This is a genomic window from Microbacterium sp. NPDC055312 (assembly GCF_053645675.1).
This window is the reverse complement of sequence record NZ_JBSHMU010000001.1, coordinates 710,647-728,081: the sequence shown is the minus strand read 5'-3', so window position 1 is coordinate 728,081 and position 17,435 is coordinate 710,647. Positions and strand designations below refer to the sequence as shown.

The 17,435-nt window shown below is 70.1% G+C and carries 17 protein-coding genes and 1 tRNA gene; 11 read left to right on the top strand and 7 right to left on the bottom strand.

Annotation, left to right across the window (positions count from 1 at the left end; genetic code table 11):
- Nucleotides 1-65 precede the first annotated feature (65 nt).
- Genes obgE through rsfS form a run of 7 tightly spaced genes read left to right on the top strand, consistent with a single transcriptional unit; the run spans nucleotide 66 to nucleotide 6,036 of the window.
- A complete protein-coding gene (gene obgE / locus ACWIDW_RS03540; RefSeq protein WP_454122987.1) occupies nucleotides 66-1,565 on the top strand; it encodes a GTPase ObgE in 1,500 nt (499 codons plus the stop codon).
- Complete coding sequence (gene proB / locus ACWIDW_RS03535) at nucleotides 1,562-2,350, top strand: glutamate 5-kinase (protein WP_454122985.1); 789 nt, start codon at nucleotides 1,562-1,564, stop codon at nucleotides 2,348-2,350. Before obgE ends, proB begins: the two co-directional genes overlap by 4 nt.
- 54 nt (nucleotides 2,351-2,404) lie before the next feature.
- Nucleotides 2,405-3,682, top strand: a complete 1,278-nt coding sequence (locus ACWIDW_RS03530) for a glutamate-5-semialdehyde dehydrogenase (RefSeq protein ID WP_454122983.1) — start codon at nucleotides 2,405-2,407, stop codon at nucleotides 3,680-3,682.
- A gap of 49 nt (nucleotides 3,683-3,731) precedes the next feature.
- On the top strand, nucleotides 3,732-3,944 hold the full coding sequence (locus ACWIDW_RS03525; protein WP_454122981.1) for a hypothetical protein: 213 nt from the start codon (nucleotides 3,732-3,734) through the stop codon (nucleotides 3,942-3,944).
- Between the two features lie 6 nt (nucleotides 3,945-3,950).
- Entirely contained in the window at nucleotides 3,951-4,553 is a 603-nt protein-coding gene (gene nadD / locus ACWIDW_RS03520) for a nicotinate-nucleotide adenylyltransferase (protein WP_454122979.1), read from the top strand.
- Nucleotides 4,550-5,659, top strand: a complete 1,110-nt coding sequence (locus tag ACWIDW_RS03515) for a hypothetical protein (protein WP_454122978.1) — start codon at nucleotides 4,550-4,552, stop codon at nucleotides 5,657-5,659. Before nadD ends, ACWIDW_RS03515 begins: the two co-directional genes overlap by 4 nt.
- Nucleotides 5,659-6,036: a ribosome silencing factor gene (gene rsfS / locus ACWIDW_RS03510; RefSeq protein ID WP_454122976.1), complete on the top strand. Its 378-nt coding sequence runs from the start codon at nucleotides 5,659-5,661 to the stop codon at nucleotides 6,034-6,036. Before ACWIDW_RS03515 ends, rsfS begins: the two co-directional genes overlap by 1 nt.
- Before the next feature lie 33 nt (nucleotides 6,037-6,069).
- Here the strand turns inward: rsfS and ACWIDW_RS03505 are convergent, their stop codons facing one another.
- Complete coding sequence (locus ACWIDW_RS03505; protein ID WP_454122974.1) at nucleotides 6,070-6,273, bottom strand: hypothetical protein; 204 nt, start codon at nucleotides 6,271-6,273, stop codon at nucleotides 6,070-6,072.
- A gap of 197 nt (nucleotides 6,274-6,470) precedes the next feature.
- On the opposite strand from ACWIDW_RS03505, the gene ACWIDW_RS03500 reads away from it, so the two are divergent.
- Nucleotides 6,471-6,546 (top strand) — tRNA-Ala (locus tag ACWIDW_RS03500).
- A 128-nt stretch (nucleotides 6,547-6,674) separates the two neighbouring features.
- On the opposite strand, the gene ACWIDW_RS03495 is transcribed toward ACWIDW_RS03500, so the two are convergent.
- The 3 genes from ACWIDW_RS03495 to ACWIDW_RS03485 form a co-directional block, all read right to left on the bottom strand.
- Entirely contained in the window at nucleotides 6,675-7,118 is a 444-nt protein-coding gene (locus tag ACWIDW_RS03495) for a hypothetical protein (RefSeq protein ID WP_454122973.1), read from the bottom strand.
- A 315-nt stretch (nucleotides 7,119-7,433) separates the two neighbouring features.
- Nucleotides 7,434-8,201 (bottom strand): hypothetical protein, encoded by a 768-nt coding sequence (locus tag ACWIDW_RS03490; RefSeq protein WP_454122971.1) that lies wholly within the window; start codon nucleotides 8,199-8,201, stop codon nucleotides 7,434-7,436.
- Between the two features lie 143 nt (nucleotides 8,202-8,344).
- Nucleotides 8,345-9,484 carry a calcium:proton antiporter gene (locus ACWIDW_RS03485; RefSeq protein WP_454122969.1) on the bottom strand — a complete coding sequence of 380 codons (1,140 nt, stop codon included), beginning with the start codon at nucleotides 9,482-9,484 and terminating at the stop codon, nucleotides 8,345-8,347.
- Between the two features lie 195 nt (nucleotides 9,485-9,679).
- Between ACWIDW_RS03485 and ACWIDW_RS03480 the strand changes: the two genes are divergently transcribed.
- Nucleotides 9,680-10,852 carry a glycoside hydrolase family 3 N-terminal domain-containing protein gene (locus ACWIDW_RS03480; protein WP_454122967.1) on the top strand — a complete coding sequence of 391 codons (1,173 nt, stop codon included), beginning with the start codon at nucleotides 9,680-9,682 and terminating at the stop codon, nucleotides 10,850-10,852.
- Here the strand turns inward: ACWIDW_RS03480 and ACWIDW_RS03475 are convergent.
- Genes ACWIDW_RS03475 through ACWIDW_RS03465 form a run of 3 tightly spaced genes read right to left on the bottom strand, consistent with a single transcriptional unit; the run spans nucleotide 10,849 to nucleotide 13,436 of the window.
- A complete protein-coding gene (locus tag ACWIDW_RS03475) occupies nucleotides 10,849-11,700 on the bottom strand; it encodes a 3-methyladenine DNA glycosylase (protein WP_454122966.1) in 852 nt (283 codons plus the stop codon). The genes ACWIDW_RS03480 and ACWIDW_RS03475 overlap by 4 nt on opposite strands.
- Nucleotides 11,697-12,725 carry an App1 family protein gene (locus ACWIDW_RS03470; RefSeq protein ID WP_454122964.1) on the bottom strand — a complete coding sequence of 343 codons (1,029 nt, stop codon included), beginning with the start codon at nucleotides 12,723-12,725 and terminating at the stop codon, nucleotides 11,697-11,699. The genes ACWIDW_RS03475 and ACWIDW_RS03470 overlap by 4 nt, the downstream gene beginning before the upstream one ends.
- A gap of 33 nt (nucleotides 12,726-12,758) precedes the next feature.
- Nucleotides 12,759-13,436, bottom strand: a complete 678-nt coding sequence (locus tag ACWIDW_RS03465) for a DedA family protein (RefSeq protein WP_454122962.1) — start codon at nucleotides 13,434-13,436, stop codon at nucleotides 12,759-12,761.
- A 42-nt stretch (nucleotides 13,437-13,478) separates the two neighbouring features.
- Here ACWIDW_RS03465 and pabB point away from each other — a divergent pair, with 42 nt between their 5' ends.
- Complete coding sequence (gene pabB, locus ACWIDW_RS03460) at nucleotides 13,479-14,819, top strand: aminodeoxychorismate synthase component I (protein WP_454122960.1); 1,341 nt, start codon at nucleotides 13,479-13,481, stop codon at nucleotides 14,817-14,819.
- A 111-nt stretch (nucleotides 14,820-14,930) separates the two neighbouring features.
- Complete coding sequence (gene leuS, locus ACWIDW_RS03455; protein ID WP_454122959.1) at nucleotides 14,931-17,423, top strand: leucine--tRNA ligase; 2,493 nt, start codon at nucleotides 14,931-14,933, stop codon at nucleotides 17,421-17,423.
- Nucleotides 17,424-17,435: the final 12 nt, after the last annotated feature.

Here is a 17,435-nt window from a genome sequence, read left to right as displayed (position 1 = left end):
CTTCGGCTCGCCCCGTCCTCGTATCCCAGCCCAGTGCGGGCCAGGGACCCAGTTCAAGGAGTGACATGGTCACCTTCGTCGACACCGTCACGCTGCACCTCCGCGCAGGCAAGGGGGGCAACGGCTGCGTCTCTGTGCGCCGTGAGAAGTTCAAGCCGCTCGGCGGCCCGGACGGCGGCAAGGGCGGCGACGGAGGCGACATCATCCTCGTCGCCGACCCGCAGGTGACCACGCTGCTGTCGTACCACCACTCGCCGTATCGCAGCGGCGGAAACGGCGGCTTCGGCATGGGCGATCACCGCTCGGGCTACGACGGCGAGTCGCTCGAGCTGCCCGTCCCGGTCGGCACCGTGGTGAAGAGCGTCGACGGCGAAGTGCTGCACGACATGATCATCCCCGGCGAGAAGTACGTGGTCGCCGAGGGCGGTCACGGCGGGCTCGGCAACGCCGCACTCGCCTCGCCCAAGCGCAAGGCGCCCGGATTCGCGCTGCTCGGCACCCCCGGCCAGGAGCGCTCGGTCGTGCTCGAGCTGAAGACCGTCGCGGATGTCGCCCTCGTGGGGTACCCGTCCGCGGGCAAGTCGAGCCTGATCGCCGCGCTGTCGGCGGCACGGCCGAAGATCGCCGACTACCCGTTCACCACCCTGCATCCGAATCTCGGCGTCGTGCAGGCCGGCGACAGCCGGTACACCGTCGCCGACGTGCCTGGCCTGATCGAGGGCGCGAGCGAGGGCAAGGGCCTCGGGCTCGAGTTCCTGCGCCACGTCGAACGCTGCAGCGCTCTGCTGCACGTGCTCGACTGCGCCACCCTCGAGCCGGGTCGCGACCCGCTCTCCGATCTCGACGTCATCCTCGCCGAACTCGCCGCCTACGAGGTGCCCGAGGGTCAGACGCCGCTGCTCGAGCGGCCGCAGATCGTCGCCCTGAACAAGGTCGACGTGCCCGAGGCGCGCGATCTCGCCGAGATGGTGCGCCCCGACATCGAAGCGCGCGGCTTCCGGGTGTTCGAGATCTCGACGGTCGCCCGCGAGGGACTGCGCGCACTGAGCTTCGCGCTGGCCGAGCTCGTCGACCAGCATCGCGCCGAGCTCGCCGTGGAGGTGCCGCGCGAGCGCGTGGTGATCCGGCCGAAGGGCGCGAAGGAGCAGTTCTCGATCCGCGTCGAGGGCGGCACCTACGGCAACATCTACCGCGTGCTGGGCGAGAAGCCGGTGCGCTGGGTGCAGCAGACCGACTTCCAGAACGAGGAGGCCGTGGGCTACCTCGGCGACCGCCTCGAGCGTCTCGGCGTCGAGACCGCCCTGTTCAAGGCCGGTGCCGTCGCCGGTGCGACCGTCATGATCGGCACCGGCGAGAACAGCGTCGTCTTCGACTGGGAGCCGTCGATCGCGTCGACCGCCGAGCTGATGGGCTCCCCGCGCGGCACCGACATCCGCATCGGCGGATCGAACCGCCGCACCACCGCCGAGCGTCGTGAGCAGTACCACGACATGATGGATGCCCGGGCCGCGGCCCGCGCCGAGCTCGAGGAGAAGCGCCTCGCCTCCCGCGAGGACGAGGAATGACCGCGCGCAGCCGCGCAGAGCTCAGCACCGCGAACCGCATCGTCGTCAAGGTCGGATCCTCGTCGATCAGCGGGGAATCGTCGTGGCGCATCCCGATGATCGTGCAGGCGCTGTCGTCGGCGCACCGTCGCGGCGTGGAGATCGTCCTCGTCTCATCGGGGGCGATCGCCACCGGCATCCCGTACCTCGCTCTCGACTCGAGGCCGACCGATCTGGCCACCCAGCAGGCCGCCGCGGCCGTCGGGCAGAACGTGCTCGTCTTCCGGTACCAGGAGGCCCTGCGACCGTTCGGCATCGTCGCCGGCCAGGTGCTGCTGACGACCGGTGACCTCGAGCACCCGACCTCGCGCAGCAACGCGCAACGCGCGATGGACCGGCTGCTGTCGCTGCGCATCATGCCGATCGTCAACGAGAACGACACCGTCGCCACTCAGGAGATCCGCTTCGGCGACAACGACCGGCTCGCGGCGCTCGTCGCGCAGCTCGTCGGCGCGGATGCGCTCGTGCTGCTCAGCGACGTCGAGTCGCTGTACACGAAGCCGCCGTCAGACCCCACCGCGGTGCCGATCGAGGAGATCCCGGCGGATGCCGATCTGAGCGGTCTCGAGTTCGGCGCGTCGGTCGTCAACAGCGTCGGCACCGGGGGAGCGGCGACGAAGGTCTCCGCGGCGCGCATGGCCGCGGCATCCGGCATCGGGGTGCTGGTGACCAGCGCCGACCTGGTCGGCAAGGCTCTCGAGGGGGAGCAGATCGGCACGTGGTTCGCGCCGTCGGTCGTGGGGTGAACCGTCGGCGTCATGCCGGCCCGGGGCCTGTTCGGGCGTCGATACACTGACCGGATGAGCACATCCGTCGTCACCGATGCCCTTGCGGACACCGCACAGGATCGCCTGGTGCGTGCCAAGGAGGCTTCGCGTTCGATCGCGCGGCTGACCAGCGCCGACAAGACGCGTCTGCTCGAGGCGATCGCCGCGGCGATCGCCTCGAGCACCGCGCGGATCGTCGCGGCCAACGCCCTCGACGTCGAGCGGGGACGGGCGGATGCCATCGGCGAGTCGCTCATCGACAGGCTGCGCCTGGATGAACGGCGAGTGGCGGCACTGGCATCCGCTGTCCGCGACGTCGCGACTCTGCCCGACCCGATCGGACAGGTGATCGGCGGGCACCGGATGCCGAACGGCGTCGCCCTCGAGCAGGTGCGGGTTCCGTTCGGCGTGGTCGGCGCGATCTACGAGGCCCGACCCAACGTGACGGTCGACATCGCCGCGCTCGGGCTGCGCGCGGGCAATGCCGTGGTGCTGCGCGGCGGCAGCGCCGCCCGCGAGTCGAACACGGTGCTGGTCGCGGTGATGCGCGACGCGCTGCAGGAGTCGGGGCACGACCCCGAGGCGATCCAGAGCGTCGACGACTTCGGCCGCGACGGGGCGAAGGCCATGATGCACGCGCGGGGTCTGATCGATGTGCTCGTGCCGCGCGGCAGCGCGTCGCTCATCGAGACCGTCGTGACCGAGTCCACCGTGCCGGTCATCGAGACCGGCGCCGGCGTGGTGCACATCGTGATCGACGAGTCGGCGCCGATGGACTGGGCGCGCGACATCGTGCTGAACGCGAAGGTGCAGCGGCCGAGTGTGTGCAACGCGGTCGAGACGGTGCTGGTGCATCGGCAGGCGGCTCCTCAGCTGATCCCGGTGATCGCGAGCGCCCTGCTCAGCGAGGGGGTCGCCATCCACGGCGATGACATGGTCGCGGGGCTCGTCGCCGGCACGATCCCGGCCACCGAGGACGACTGGGCGGCCGAGTACCTGGGGCTGGAGATCGCGATCAAGGTCGTCGACGACCTCGATGAGGCGCTGGCGCACATCCGCCGGTACAGCACTGGGCACACCGAATCGATCATCACGACCGATTCCCGCAACGCCGAGCGGTTCCTCGCCGAGGTCGACTCCGCCGTCGTGATGGTGAACGCGTCCACGCGTTTCACCGACGGCGGTGAGTTCGGGTTCGGCGCCGAGGTCGGGATCTCGACGCAGAAGCTGCACGCGCGTGGCCCGATGGGTCTCGGCGAGCTGACGAGCACGAAGTGGCTCGCGCGCGGGTCCGGTCAGATCCGCGGGTGAGGACTAGAATGGACAGGCGTTTGCTTGCCATGTCAGGAACGGAGTCAGGATGAACCTCATCGCACAGATCGCGATGGCCGCAGCCGAGACGGAGCACCACGGCAACGTGGCCGCCGAGACCTTCATCTTCGGCGCCATCGCCGCGCTGGTCTTCGCCGTCATGGGTCTGGTGACCCTGTCGTTCCGCCACGTCGCGAACCGTCACGCGGCCAAGGCCGAGGCCTACGCCCTGAGGCACGGCAAGGACGGCCACGGCCACTAGGACCGCATGCACGATTCCAGCGCTCGGGCACCGCGCATCGGCGTGATGGGTGGCACGTTCGACCCCATCCATCACGGTCACCTGGTCGCGGCGAGCGAGGTCGCGCACTCGTTCGGCCTCGATGAGGTCGTGTTCGTGCCGACCGGTCAGCCCTGGCAGAAGCAGCACGTCTCGCCGAGCGAGCACCGCTATCTGATGACGGTGATCGCGACGGCGTCGAACCCCGACTTCACCGTGAGCCGCGTCGACATCGATCGCGACGGACCGACCTACACGATCGACACGCTGCGCGATCTGAAGGAGCAGCGTCCGGATGCCGAGCTGTTCTTCATCTCCGGCGCGGATGCCGTGGCGCAGATTCTCAGCTGGAGAGATCATGATGAACTGTGGGATCTCGCCCACTTCGTCGCCGTCTCGCGGCCGGGACACGTGCTGAGCACGGACGGACTGCCCACCGACGATGTGAGTCAGCTCGAAGTGCCGGCGCTGTCGATCTCGTCGACGAACTGCCGCGAGCGAATCGCCGACGGTCAGCCGGTGTGGTACCTGGTCCCGGACGGCGTGGTCCAGTACATCGCGAAGCATCATCTGTATCGGAGCAAGGCATGAGCACTGAAGAGGACGGGCGCACCCTCACGCGTAAGCAGCTGCGTGAGCTTCGCCTGACCGGCTCGACACCGGTCGTCAGCGGTGAGGAGGCGGCCGCAGCGCGGGCCGCGCAGGCCGAGAGGCCGAACGACGCTCCCGCGGAGTCCGCGCCCGCCGAGCCGCACGCGCCCGACGCGGCCGAGCCCGCCATGGTCGAGCCCTCCTCGGCCGAGCAGAACGCCGTCGACCCAAACGCCGCTGAGCCGACCGCGTTGAGCGCGACGCCTTCCCCCGCTTCAGCTGCTCCGCTCACCCGACGCGCCGCACGTGCGCAGGAGCGCCGCGCCGATGCCGTCGCCCCCGCCGAGCAGCCGAGTGCCGCCGAAGAGCCGAGTGCCGCCGAAGAGCCGATCGTCGCCCAGCCCGTCGTCGAAGAGCCCGTCGTGGAGCCGACCGTCGTCGAAGAGCCGGTCGTGGAAGAGCCGGTCCTCGAAGAGCTGATCGTCGACGTGCCCGTCGCCGACACCCGCGCCGTCGCGCCGCAGGAGGCCCAGCCCGCGGCATCCGGTCCTGACGTCACGCCCGCCTCGCCCGCAGACGGCGTGGCGAAGACCGATGCCGAGCCCGAGCGCCCGATGGTCGGAGCCGCCTTCGGCATCGGCGTCAAGAGGTCGCCGTCGGGCCCGGGCATCCCCGCGGCATTCGACGAGCTGCTCGAGACCGGTTCGGCCGGTTCGCACAAGACCTCGAGCACGCTGATCTTCACGCCGTCGCCCGGCGCCGGTTCGCTCTCCGGGCCTGTCGCGTCGACCGGTGAGCTGCTGATCACCGGCACCTACGCGCTGCCGGACGGCATGGGCTCTCAGGGCCACGCGCTCGGCACCACCGACGGCAAGGACGTCGACGCCGTGCTGATCGACGGCGAGCTCGCGCCCGCGTCGTCGCCGACGCCCATCGCCGCAAGCTCGGCGATCAGCACGTCGAAGCCGGCCGGCGAAGTCATCCGCCCGCCCGTTCCCGACAAGGGCAGCAAGCTCACTCTCACCCTCGCGATCGTCGCCGGGGGTCTCGCGCTCGCGCTGGCCGCAGCGCTGATCATCGCCTTCACCACAGGAGTCCTCGGTTGATGCAATCCCCTGAAACCGCCGCAGAGATGCTGCAGATCGCCGCTCGTGCAGCAGATTCGAAGGGCGGCGAGGATCTCGTCGCCCTGAACGTCTCCGAGCCGTTGCCGCTCGTCGACATCTTCCTGCTGGTGACCGGGAACAGCGAGCGCAACGTCGCCGCCATCGCCGACGAGATCGAGGACCAGCTTCTCGAGGCGGGCCACCGTCGCGTGCGCCGCGAGGGCCGCGCCGAGTCGCGCTGGGTTCTGCTCGACTTCGGAGACCTCGTCGTGCACGTGTTCCACGCCGAAGAGCGCGTCTACTACGGCCTCGAGCGGCTCTGGAAGGACTGCCCGGTCGTACCGATCGACCTTCCCACGCACGCCGCGGGGGAGTGATCCCGCGCGGTCGGTGAGCGCGTCGCCTGGTCGTCAGTCGACGCGTTCGTCGCCTGCCCAGGCGTCGTCTTCGTCGTCGGCCCCGGATGCCATCCGGTCGGCGTCGATGCTGTCGATCCGGTCCGGGTCGGCGTCGGGATCCAGTTCGACGTCACCGTCGACCTCTCGGGTCGGAACACCCGCGTTCTCTTCGAGATCGGGGTCTTCGGGCAGCATGTTCGGGGTGGGATTCGACATGATCGCTCCTGTTCGTGATGACGCTGTGCGCGTCGCGTGCGGTGAATCTAACCCGGTCTGATCCGGCAGTGGATCGGCTTGACGGTGCACCTCTCAACGGCTAGCCGACCCGACACTCCCGACCCGGCGGCGCGATTTGGTGCTCGCCCGCCGGTGCGTAGTATGCTGATCAGGTTGCCGAGTTCGGCAGCGAAGATGGGCCTGTGGCGCAGCTGGTAGCGCACCTGCATGGCATGCAGGGGGTCAGGGGTTCGAGTCCCCTCAGGTCCACCACACAGTCCTCGAGCGCGCTTGAGCACGTCGTTGCCGTCTTGGTCGACCTTCTCCATGCCGAGCGGCCCGCTGCTGACCACCCACACCGGGTGCGCGGCGAGCTCGTCGGCATACGTCACGTTCGAGGTTCATGTCACGGCGGTCACGCGCGACCACGCGGCATCCGACACGGCCTCCGACGACATCGTGTCCGGATTCGCCAGGAACTCATCGCGGTGCAGACCGGGCATGACTCGGTAGCGGATGGACCCGGGGACGCTGCCCAGCTCGAGCACACGCCAGAGCGCCGCCGCGTAGTCGTGGGCCTGCTGCGGCCCGTCCCATTCGTAGAGGCCCCGATAGACGCCCGATTCGTCATGAGTGCACCACAGTTTGGAGACCAGCCCCGGGAACCCGACGAAGAGTGGAGTGTTCAACAGGCTCTCGACTTCGAACAGGCGGTGGAGGGTGCGCCCGCGCAGGAGACGGAGCTTGAAGGCGACCACCAGTACGCACGGATACGCAGCTGGTCGACGCTCGACGGTCGTTTCGCGGTAGACCCTCGTCGTGCTCCCGTCGGCGAAGCGCAGCACACGCCCGACGTTTCCGCGTGGGAGATGCACCCGGCCTCGAACAAGCATCACCGCGCTGGCCCCAACGCAACGCAGTACTCGTCGCCAGGCTCGGCCCCTCGGTGCTGGTTCACAGCTGCTCGTCATCATGCCCTCCCCTTGGCAAGATGCGCTGGGGATCGGTGCATCGGCGGGCCTTTCGTCCTCTCAGCTTTGTGAACAGCTGACGAGCGGATGCTGGGCTGATCCCGCATGGCGAGCGGGGGCGATTCCAACGCTCAGCAAAGAGGCCCCGCGCGTGATCGCGGGGTCTCCATGTCTCCGGGCAGTCCGGCGTCAGCCGGCCAGCGCTGCGCAGTCGCCTGTGGCGTTCCTGGCGATCATGTTGCCGTACCCGAACACCCCGGGAACCAGTCCGGAGCAGGTGAGGTTGCGGCCGATCTGGTTGCGAACGACGAACACGTCGTTGATGCCGCTGCCGGCCTCATCGTCGAGTCCGGTCATCCGGATGTCGGACAGCGTCACGTTGCCGCCGATGCGGTTCCACATGACGCCGATCCACTCCTCGACGATCCCGTTCACGGTCAGGTTGCGATCGATCGTGTTGTTCTTGATCGACCACGGGATGTCGGAGCCGCCGCCGGTGACGGTGACGTTCCCGCCCACGGTGACCCCGTTGAGGAAGACGCCGATGGCGCCGTTCACCGTGATGTTGCCGCCCACAGAGATGTCGGAGCTGCCCTCAGGATCGGTCGCGCAGGGATGGCCGGAGTTGCCGGGCATGCCCGGCTGACAGCCGAGCCCGATCATCGATCCGGTCGCGCTGATGACATTCCTGTCGACCGTGATGACAGCGGGGGCGCTCTGGGCGTCGAAGATCGCCCCCTCGAGCACCATGAGCGAGCGCGTCACGTGGATCTCCGCGCCGGCGTCCACGCCGCACATCCCGGCGATCGTGAGTGTGGAGTAGGTGCCGGACGGCACCGTTCCCTCCGTGCAGGTGTAGTCTCCTGCGGCCGCCGTCGCGGCCGTCGCCGGTGCAGCTCCCCACAGCAGGGCGCTGGCGACGAGGACTGCTCCGAGTGAGCGCCATCCAGATCTCATGTCCGAACCTCTCCGTTCCTGCGGTCGCGGGCGACCGCGCCAAGAGGACCATTCCCCTCCTGTGGTCCGGGCATCGTCGTCGACGCCGTGTCACGCACGGTACCCCGCGGCGTGGCAGGCGTCATCGGGGCGAAACCCCCTGCTCAGAGCAGCGTCGTCAGGGCGTAGACCACGAACAGCAGCAGGTGCGCAGCGCCCTGCACCGGGCGCGCCCGCCGCGCTCGGAACGTCACCAGCGTCAGCAGCAGCGTCAACCCCAGCAGCAGCAGATTCAGCGGGCTCTCGGCGAGCACGACGGTCTGTCCGGTGATCAGCCCGATGGTCAGCACGGCGGGGATCGTGAGTCCGGCGGTCGAGACGAGAGCGCCGTGGCACAGATTGCTGACCCGCTGCATCTCGCCGGCGAGAGCCGCCCGCACCGTGGTGATCGTCTCGGGCAGGAACACGATCATCGCGATGAGGATGCCCGACAGCGCGACCGGCGCGCCGAGGCGGCCGAGTCCGTCGCCGAGCAGCGCGGCCATGTCGTGCGAGAGCAGCACGATGGGCAGCGCGAGTGCGAGCAGCAGTAGGGTGCGCGCGATGACCTCCGGACGGTGCTCGGCCGGCACGAGGCCGTCGGACGAACGGGGCGGCGCGTCACCGGCATCCGCCCGCATCCCCACCTCCTGGAAATCCGCCCTGCGCGCGCCCAGCTGCCGCACCAGGAAGAACGCGTACAGCAGCACGACGAGCACGATCACCGCGATCGCGGCGGCCGGCGGGTAGGTGCCCGCATCGCCCAGCACGGCCGGGAGAGCGAACGCGACGGCGAGCAGCACGACCAGCATCCCGAGATAGGTGACGACGCCGGCGCGGTTCGCGTGCCGATCCGGATGCCGGCTGCCGCCGACCACCAGCGCGACGCCGACGACGAGATTCATGATGATCATCGACACGGCCATCACCGAGTCGCGGGCGATGGTCTGATGCTCGCCCGGGCCGAGCATGACGGCCGAGATGAGGATCACCTCGATCGCGGCGATCGAGAGGGTGAGCACGAGCGTTCCGTACGGGTCGCCGAGCCGATGCGCGAGATGTTCGGCCTCGGTGACGACGCCGAACGCGCACACGATGATGACCGTGACGATCGCGGCCAGGGTCAGCCACAGCAGGGCTGTCGGCAGGTGACTCTCGAGCAGGGGAGCGAGCGCGAGGAGCGCGCCGAAGGATGCCCAGCCGAGCACGAGGCGGAGCACGGCGGTGCGCGTCAGAACCGAGCGCAGGAGGGCGGAACGGGTCACGGTGCGAGCCGAATCTGCGGGGCCGTCCCCACCTGTGATGTCGCCGCCGGGTCGTCCCGCCGGTCGCGTCAGCACCAGGCTAGCAAGCAGCACCACGCTGGCAAGCAGCACCACGCTGGCACGCAGCACCGGGCGGGCACGCCGCACCGAGACCCGCACAGCAGACGATCGGAGTCGCGGAGTAGCGTCGACACCATGCGTGCTCGAGCGATCCGTGCCGCCGCGGCTGCGGCCGTGGCAGTGTGCCTGCTCGCCGCCTGCGCACCCACCACGCCGTCCGCCGCGCCCTCCGAAACCCGGCACACCTCGTCGAGCACCCCGTCGCCCGAACCCCGCCCGCCGCGCGACCCCGCGGCCGAGGCCGTCGCGGCGATGAGCGTGACCGAAAAGGCCGCCAGCGTCGTGATGGGGCACATCACCGGCACCGACCCCGCCGCGCTACGCGCGTACATGCAGTCGACGCCGCAGGGCGCACCCCTGGGTGGGTTCATCCTGATGGGCGGCAACATCGGAGCCGATGCGGCCCAGGTCAGGGCGGTCAGCGATGCGGTCACCCTCGACCCTGCCCTGCCCCCGCTCATCGCGATCGACGAGGAGGGCGGCGTCGTCCGTCGCCTGCCGTGGGACACGCTGCCCGGCGGGCGGGGGCTGCAGAGCCTCGACCTGACGCAGACCGAGGACGTGTTCGCGCAGCGTGCTGCCCTCGTCGCCGAGACCGGCGCGAACGTCAATTTCGGCATCGTCGCCGACGTGCCGGCAGACGCCTCATCGTTCATCGCCTCGCGCGCGCTGGGTGCCGACGCCGATTCCGCGTCGTCGCACGTGACGGCCGCCGTCGACGGCGAGGAGGGCATCGTGCTCTCGACGCTGAAGCACTTCCCGGGGCACGGCGCCGCGCCGGGAGACTCGCACCATGGCATCCCCTCGACGGCGATGACCTTGGCGCAATGGCAGGCGGCTGACGCGCGACCGTTCGTCGCGGGCATCGACGCCGGCGCCGAACTGCTCATGTTCGGACACCTGGCGTACACGACCGTCGACCCGGCCCCCGCGTCGCTGTCGGCGCGCTGGCACGAGATCGCGAGAGACGACCTCGGCTTCGACGGTGTGATGATCACCGACGACCTGGGCATGCTCCCGGCATCGGGCGTCGCCGAGTATCGAGATCCCGTGTCGAACGCGGTGACCGCGCTGCAGGCGGGCAACGACATGGTGCTCATGGTCGCGGGCTCGACGGCCGAGACAGCGCCGCAGATGGTCGCCGGGATCGTCAGCGCCGTCGCCGACGGTCGACTCAGCGCCGACCGCCTGCGCGACGCCGCCGAGCACGTCATGCGGCTGCGGATGCAGCTCGCGGCCGCACGCTAGTCGCGTCCGAGCCACGCCGTCAGCAGCGCCTCCCGCAGCGCGTTGCCGCGTTCGGCGAACGCCCGCTGCTGGCGCACGTACTCCGCTTTGCCGTCGACCGTCTCGATCCGCACCGGCCGCACACCCCAGGCCGACAGGTCGTACGGCGCAGCCTCCATGTCGAGGCGGCGGATGTCGGACGCGAGCTCGAAGGCATCCAGCAGCAGCTCACCGGGAACGAGCGGGCCGAGCTTGACCGCCCACTTGTACACGTCCATCCCCGCGTGCAGGCATCCGGGCTGCTCGAGATCGGGCTGACTCTCGCGGCTCAGCGGCAGACGGTTGCGCGGCACGGCGTCGTCGGTGAAGAAGCGGAACGCGTCGAAGTGGGTGCAGCGCAGCTCGGCGGCCTCGACGACGGAATCCGTCCCGGCACCGCCGAGTCGCAGCGGCACGTCGTGCCGGTGCTCGTCGGCGCGGTAGACCATCGCCCACTCGTGCAGCCCGAAGCATCCGAACTGGCCCGGTCGCGCGGCGGTGAGGCGCAGCATCCGCTCCACGAGGGATGCCAGCTGAGGCTTCTCGTCGCGGAATGCGATCGCGTCGGGCGCGTATCCACCCGGATCGACGCCGGGCGAGTACCAGCGCCACCCGGCGCGCTCCTCGGCATCCTGCAGCGTCACCCCGGCACCCGGATGCCACCGCCGCAGCTGCGCGGGCTTGTACGAGTAGTACGTGAAGAGGAAGTCCTCGACCGGATGCTTCTCGCCGCGCTGCTGCCGGGCGCGATGCGCGGCCGTGAGCGTGTCGGCGCGCTCGGCGTGCGCCTGCGCGCGGGACGTCCACTCGTCGCGCGTCAGCGTCGTCATGACCGATCGGCGAGGATGCCGACCTCGGTGAGCCGCTCGCGCAGCCCGGCGCCGTCTTCGGCGCTCACCCACGGCACACTGCCCTCGGCGTGCTCGCCCGACGCGCGACCACCGGCGAGAACCGCCTCGGCCGGCAGCAGGCGACGGATCGCGACGGCGGCGACCAGCGATGGATGCTCTTCGAGGAACTGCGAGTAGATCGCCTCGTCGTGCTGGCCGTCATCGCCGATCAGCAGCCAGCGCACGTTCGGGAACTCCTCGGCGAGCCGGCGCAGGTTGCCGATCTTGTGCTCCTGCCCGCTGCGGAACCAGCGGTCGTGCGTGGGACCCCAGTCGGTGAGCAGCATCGCCCCGGCCGGGAAGAGGTTGCGGCTGAGGAAGCGCGTCAGCGTGGGGGCGACGTTCCACGCGCCGGTGGAGAGGTAGATCACCGGCGAGCCCGGGTTGTCGCGACGCAGCTGCTCGAGCAGCACCGCCATGCCGGGAACGGGGGTGCGGGCGTGCTCGTCGACGACGAACGAGTTCCACGCGGCGATGAACGGCCGCGGCAGCGCCGTGACCATCACGGTGTCGTCGACGTCGGAGATCACGCCGAAGTCGACATTCTCGTCGACGATGAGGGCGGTGGCGTCCACGGGCTTCTGCCCCTCGACCGACATCGAGAAGGTCTGCCAGCCCGCAGGCAGGTCGGCTTCGACGACCGAGTCGATCACTCCGCCGCGGTCGGCGACGACGGTGTGCGTGCGCCCGCCGATCTCGACGACGACCGAGGCGAAGCTGACCGGGATGCTGACGAACGAGCGCCACCCGCGCACGCTGGCCTCGCCGCGGGTCTTCTTCAGCGGCGCCGGGACGATCAGCACGCGGCCGACCACCCGCACCCAGCCGGCTGTGCTGCCGTAGCCGGGGAAGGGAACCACCGTCGCCGAACGACCCCGTCGGCGGGCGCGGCGCTCGCGCCAGACGTGGACGCGGTGTTCGAGACGGGCGAACCAGTGGATCTTCGCCGGTGAAGCAGCAGACATCGTCTCCAGTCTTTCACGCCTGGGCTGCCGCGGTCACGGTGCGGTGTGCCGCCCGCCGTCGTCGGCCTCGCCGACGCGTCGCATGTGCCGCTCCTCGCGCCGGGCGAGCAGCTTCTTCCCGCCGAGCAGCACCACGAGCAGCGCGACGATGATGCCGACGAACACGTATCCGGCGTAGTGCACCCGCTGGGACAGTTCGGGGTAGCTGCCGGCCGCCGTCGCCGCGACGCCCACGTACAGGCCGGCCCACAGAGCACAGGCGGGCAGCGTCCAGGCGATGAACCGGCGATACGCGTACCCGCTCATGCCGACCGTCAGCGGAACGAGGGAGTGCAGCACCGGCAGGAAGCGGGAGAGGAAGATCGCCAGGCCGCCGCGTCGATGCAGGTACCGCTCCGAGCGACGCCACTGCTCTTCGCCGATCCGCCGGCCGAGCCACGACGCGCGGATGTACGGACCCGCCCAGGTGCCCAGCCAGAATCCGATCGATTCCCCGATCAGCGCGCCGATCACCACGGTCACCCCCAGGGCGACGCCTTCGACCCAGCCCTCCACGCCGATCGCCGCGACGAGCACGACTGTGTCGCCCGGCACGACCAGGCCGATCAGGATGCTCGTCTCGAGCAGGATCGCCACACCGGCCAGCACGGTTCGCAGCACGGGATCGACGGCCTGAACGGCCTCGATGACCCAGAGCACGATGTCGTTCACCCCATGAGCGTAAAGCCTGCGACGGAGCCATACGCTGTGAAGGTGCCCGCACCCGCTCCGCTCACCGCCCGCGCCGTCGCGCGTCGGGCGGGCGCGCACCGTCCTGAGGCGGACGCGCTCTTCGCGCACCTGTTCGCAGACGCCGGCCCGGCGTTCTGGCTGGATGCCGGGCCCGACCCGCACGCCGGGTGGAGTCTCATCGGCACCGGCGTCGTCGAGCTGGACCTCGACGCGGTGCGCCGCGTCGATCTGAGCGGCCCGGCGGCGGCATCCGGCCTTCCCTTCCTCGGCGGCTGGGTGGGATGGCTGCCGTACGAGACCGGCGCGGCGGCGAACGGCGCCCCGGTCGCCGCCACCGCCACGGCGCCCACCTGGATCGCCGTCACCCGTGCCGTCGCCGTGGACCACGCGACGGGCGAGGTGCACGCCCTCGCCCCGGCGGCGGAGATCGCCGCGTGGGCGGCGGAGGTGGGCGATGCGCTCGCCGCCCCGCCGCTCGAGCCCGCCCCGCCCGCCCCCGCCGGGCAGACCGCGTCATCGCGTCACGAGGTCGCCGAGTACACCGCTCTCGTCGAGGAGTGCCGCGTCGCGATCCAGCGCGGCGACGCGTACCAGCTGTGCCTGACCACCCGGTTCACCTCAGCCCGTCCCGACGACCCGCTGGCCGTCTACTGCCGGCTGCGCGCGGCGACGCCTGCCCACCACGGCGGATACCTGCGGGTGGGGGAGCAGCACGTGCTCAGCGCCAGCCCCGAGCAGTTCCTCGCGACGGACGGCGGGCGCGCGTCGACGAGTCCGATCAAGGGCACCCGCCCCCGCGGTGTCACGCCGGCGGACGACGCGCGGCTGGCGGAAGAGCTGCGGACGGATGCCAAAGAGCGCGCCGAGAACGTCATGATCGTCGACCTCATGCGCAACGACCTCTCGCATGTGGGCGTTCCCGGCACGGTCGAGGTGGAGCGGCTCTGGCAGGTGGAGACGTATCCCGCGGTGCATCAGCTGGTCAGCACGGTCAGCGTGCGGCTGCGCGACGGGGTCACCTTCGGCGACCTGTGCGACGCGGCGTTCCCGGCCGGCAGCATGACCGGTGCGCCGAAGCTGTCGGCGATGACGATCCTGCATCGCCTCGAGCAGGCGCCCCGCGGCATCTACTCCGGATGCTTCGGGCACGTCGGCCTCGACGGCAGGGTCGACCTCGCGATGGTCATCCGCACGATCGTGGTCGACGCGGATTCGGCATCCGTCGGTGCCGGGGGCGGGATCACCTGGCTCTCCCAGCCGGACGCCGAGGCGGCGGAGGTCGCGACGAAGGCGCGCGCCCCGCTCGCCGCGCTCGGCGCGGTGCTGCCGCAGCCCTGGCGGGACCTGCTGCCGGTTTCCTGAGCGCACACCGCTCGCGATACCCTGGAAACACCCGATTTCCGGGCTGTTCCGCATCGTCAGATTGGCCGTTCCTTGACCGAGCACGCGTCCCACGCCGAGTCCCCTGAAGTGATGTCTGCGCACGACATCCAGCTCAAGTGGCAGGAGTACTGGGCGCAGAACGAGACGTTCGCAGCGGGCGGCGACGACGACGATCGGCCCCGCAAGTACATCCTCGGCATGTTCCCGTATCCGTCGGGCGACCTGCACATGGGTCACGCCATCAACTACCTGTACCCCGACATCGTGGCGCGGTACTGGCGTCATCGAGGGCACAACGTGCTCAACCCGATCGGCTGGGACTCGTTCGGCCTTCCCGCCGAGAACGCCGCGATCAAGCGCGGCGCCGACCCGCGCGAGTGGACCTACAAGAACATCGAGCAGCACAAGGCCGGATTCCGCGGCTACGGCATGTCGTACGACTGGTCGCGCGTGCTGCACACCTCCGACCCCGAGTACTACAGCTGGAACCAGTGGCTGTTCCTGAAGCTGTACGAGCGCGGCCTGGCGTACCGCAAGAAGAGCGCCGTCAACTGGTGCCCGAACGATCAGACCGTGCTGGCGAACGAGCAGGTCGTCGACGGCCGATGCGAGCGGTGCGGCGCCGAGGTCGTGAAGAAGAAGCTCACGCAGTGGTACTTCAAGATCACCGAGTACGCCGACCGTCTGCTCGACGACCTCGACACGCTCGAGGGGCACTGGCCGCACAAGGTGCTGCAGATGCAGCGCAACTGGATCGGCCGCTCGACCGGCGCCGACGTCGACTTCGTCATCGAGGGTCGCGACGAGCCGGTCACCGTGTTCACCACGCGCCCCGACACCCTGCACGGCGCGACGTTCTTCGTGATCGCCCCCGACTCCGATCTGGCTGCCGAGCTGGCATCCGGATCGTCGTCCGAGGTGCGCACGCGTTTCCAGGACTACCTCGAGACGGTGCAGAAGCAGACCGAGATCGAGCGGCAGTCGACCGACCGTCCGAAGACCGGCGTGTTCCTCGAGCGCTATGCGGTCAACCCGGTCAACGGCGAGCGGATGCCCATCTGGGCCGCCGACTACGTGCTGGCCGACTACGGTCACGGCGCGGTCATGGCCGTGCCCGCGCACGATCAGCGCGACCTCGACTTCGCCCGCGCGTTCGACCTGCCGGTCAAGGTCGTCGTCGACACCACCGTCGCCGGCGGCGCGAACGAGGGCGAGGATCTCGCCGAGCTCGACCCCGCGGCGACCGGCACCGCGCTGGTCGGCAACGGCCGCCTGGTGAATTCCGGCGACCTCGACGGCGTCGACAAGGGCGAGGCGATCGCCCGCACGATCGCTCAGCTCGGCGAGGCGGGCACCGGCCGCGCCGCGAAGAACTACCGCCTGCGCGACTGGCTGATCTCTCGTCAGCGCTTCTGGGGCACGCCGATCCCGATGCTGCACCTCGACGACGGCAGCGTCGTGCCGGTGCCCGAAGGTCGTCTGCCCGTGCAGCTGCCGAGCGTCGAGGGTCTCGACCTGCGCCCGAAGGGCTCGTCGCCGCTGGGTGCGGCCGAATCGTGGGTGCGCACGGTCGATCCGGCATCGGGTGAGCCGGCGCTGCGCGACGCCGACACCATGGACACCTTCGTCGACAGCTCGTGGTACTTCCTGCGCTTCCTGTCGCCGCACAGCGACCAGTTCGCCTTCGACCCCGCCGAGGCCAAGCGCTGGGCGCCGGTCGACGGGTACTTCGGCGGTGTCGAGCACGCGATCCTGCACCTGCTGTACGCGCGCTTCATCACCAAGGTGCTGTTCGACCTGGGTCTGATCGACTTCGAGGAGCCGTTCTCGAACCTGGTCAACCAGGGCATGGTCATCATGGACGGCGCGAAGATGTCGAAGAGCAAGGGCAACCTCGTCGAGCTGTCCGACCTGCTCGGGCAGTACGGCGCCGACGCTCTGCGTCTGGGCCTGGCGTTCGCCGGCCCCGTGGAAGACGACAAGGAGTGGAACGGCGTCTCGCTGTCGGGCGCGCAGAAGTTCCTCTCCCGCGCGCTGCGCGTCGCCGACGAGGTGTCGAGTGAGCCGGGCGCGGCTCCGGATGCCGGTGACCCGGCCCTGCGCCGCATCACCCACCGCCTGCTGGCCGACGCGCCGGCGCTCGTCGAGCAGACGAAGTTCAACGTCGTCGTCGCCCGTCTCATGGAGCTGGTGAACGGCATCCGCAAGACGATCGACACCGGCGCCGGAGCCGCCGATCCCGCCGTGCGGGAGGCGGCCGAGACGGTCGCGATGATCGTCGAGCTGATCGCCCCGCACACCGGCGAGGAGATGTGGTCCCGGCTCGGGCACGAGCCGTCGGTCAGCGCGGTGCAGTGGCCGGATGCCGATCCCGCGCTGCTCGTGCAGGACACGGCGACCGTCGCCGTGCAGGTGAACGGCAAGGTGCGCGCGACCCTGGACGTCGCCGCCGACATCTCCGACGCCGACCTCGAGGCCGCCGCGCGCGCCGATGAGAAGGTGCAGCGCTCCCTGGAGGGCAAGGAGATCGTGCGCGTGATCGTGCGCGCGCCGAAGATCGTCAACTTCGCCGTCAAGGGCTGAGGTTCTGCCGGC

What these genes read in the sequence shown, in the direction of transcription:
- obgE (WP_454122987.1), top strand. Translation starts at nt 66, where the DNA reads ATGGTCACCTTCGTCGACACCGTCACGCTGCACCTCCGCGCAGGCAAG.
- proB (WP_454122985.1), top strand. Translation starts at nt 1,562, where the DNA reads ATGACCGCGCGCAGCCGCGCAGAGCTCAGCACCGCGAACCGCATCGTC.
- ACWIDW_RS03530 (WP_454122983.1), top strand. Translation starts at nt 2,405, where the DNA reads ATGAGCACATCCGTCGTCACCGATGCCCTTGCGGACACCGCACAGGAT.
- ACWIDW_RS03525 (WP_454122981.1), top strand. Translation starts at nt 3,732, where the DNA reads ATGAACCTCATCGCACAGATCGCGATGGCCGCAGCCGAGACGGAGCAC.
- nadD (WP_454122979.1), top strand. Translation starts at nt 3,951, where the DNA reads ATGCACGATTCCAGCGCTCGGGCACCGCGCATCGGCGTGATGGGTGGC.
- ACWIDW_RS03515 (WP_454122978.1), top strand. Translation starts at nt 4,550, where the DNA reads ATGAGCACTGAAGAGGACGGGCGCACCCTCACGCGTAAGCAGCTGCGT.
- rsfS (WP_454122976.1), top strand. Translation starts at nt 5,659, where the DNA reads ATGCAATCCCCTGAAACCGCCGCAGAGATGCTGCAGATCGCCGCTCGT.
- ACWIDW_RS03505 (WP_454122974.1), bottom strand. Translation starts at nt 6,273, where the DNA reads ATGTCGAATCCCACCCCGAACATGCTGCCCGAAGACCCCGATCTCGAA.
- ACWIDW_RS03490 (WP_454122971.1), bottom strand. Translation starts at nt 8,201, where the DNA reads ATGAGATCTGGATGGCGCTCACTCGGAGCAGTCCTCGTCGCCAGCGCC.
- ACWIDW_RS03480 (WP_454122967.1), top strand. Translation starts at nt 9,680, where the DNA reads ATGCGTGCTCGAGCGATCCGTGCCGCCGCGGCTGCGGCCGTGGCAGTG.
- ACWIDW_RS03475 (WP_454122966.1), bottom strand. Translation starts at nt 11,700, where the DNA reads ATGACGACGCTGACGCGCGACGAGTGGACGTCCCGCGCGCAGGCGCAC.
- ACWIDW_RS03470 (WP_454122964.1), bottom strand. Translation starts at nt 12,725, where the DNA reads ATGTCTGCTGCTTCACCGGCGAAGATCCACTGGTTCGCCCGTCTCGAA.
- leuS (WP_454122959.1), top strand. Translation starts at nt 14,931, where the DNA reads ATGTCTGCGCACGACATCCAGCTCAAGTGGCAGGAGTACTGGGCGCAG.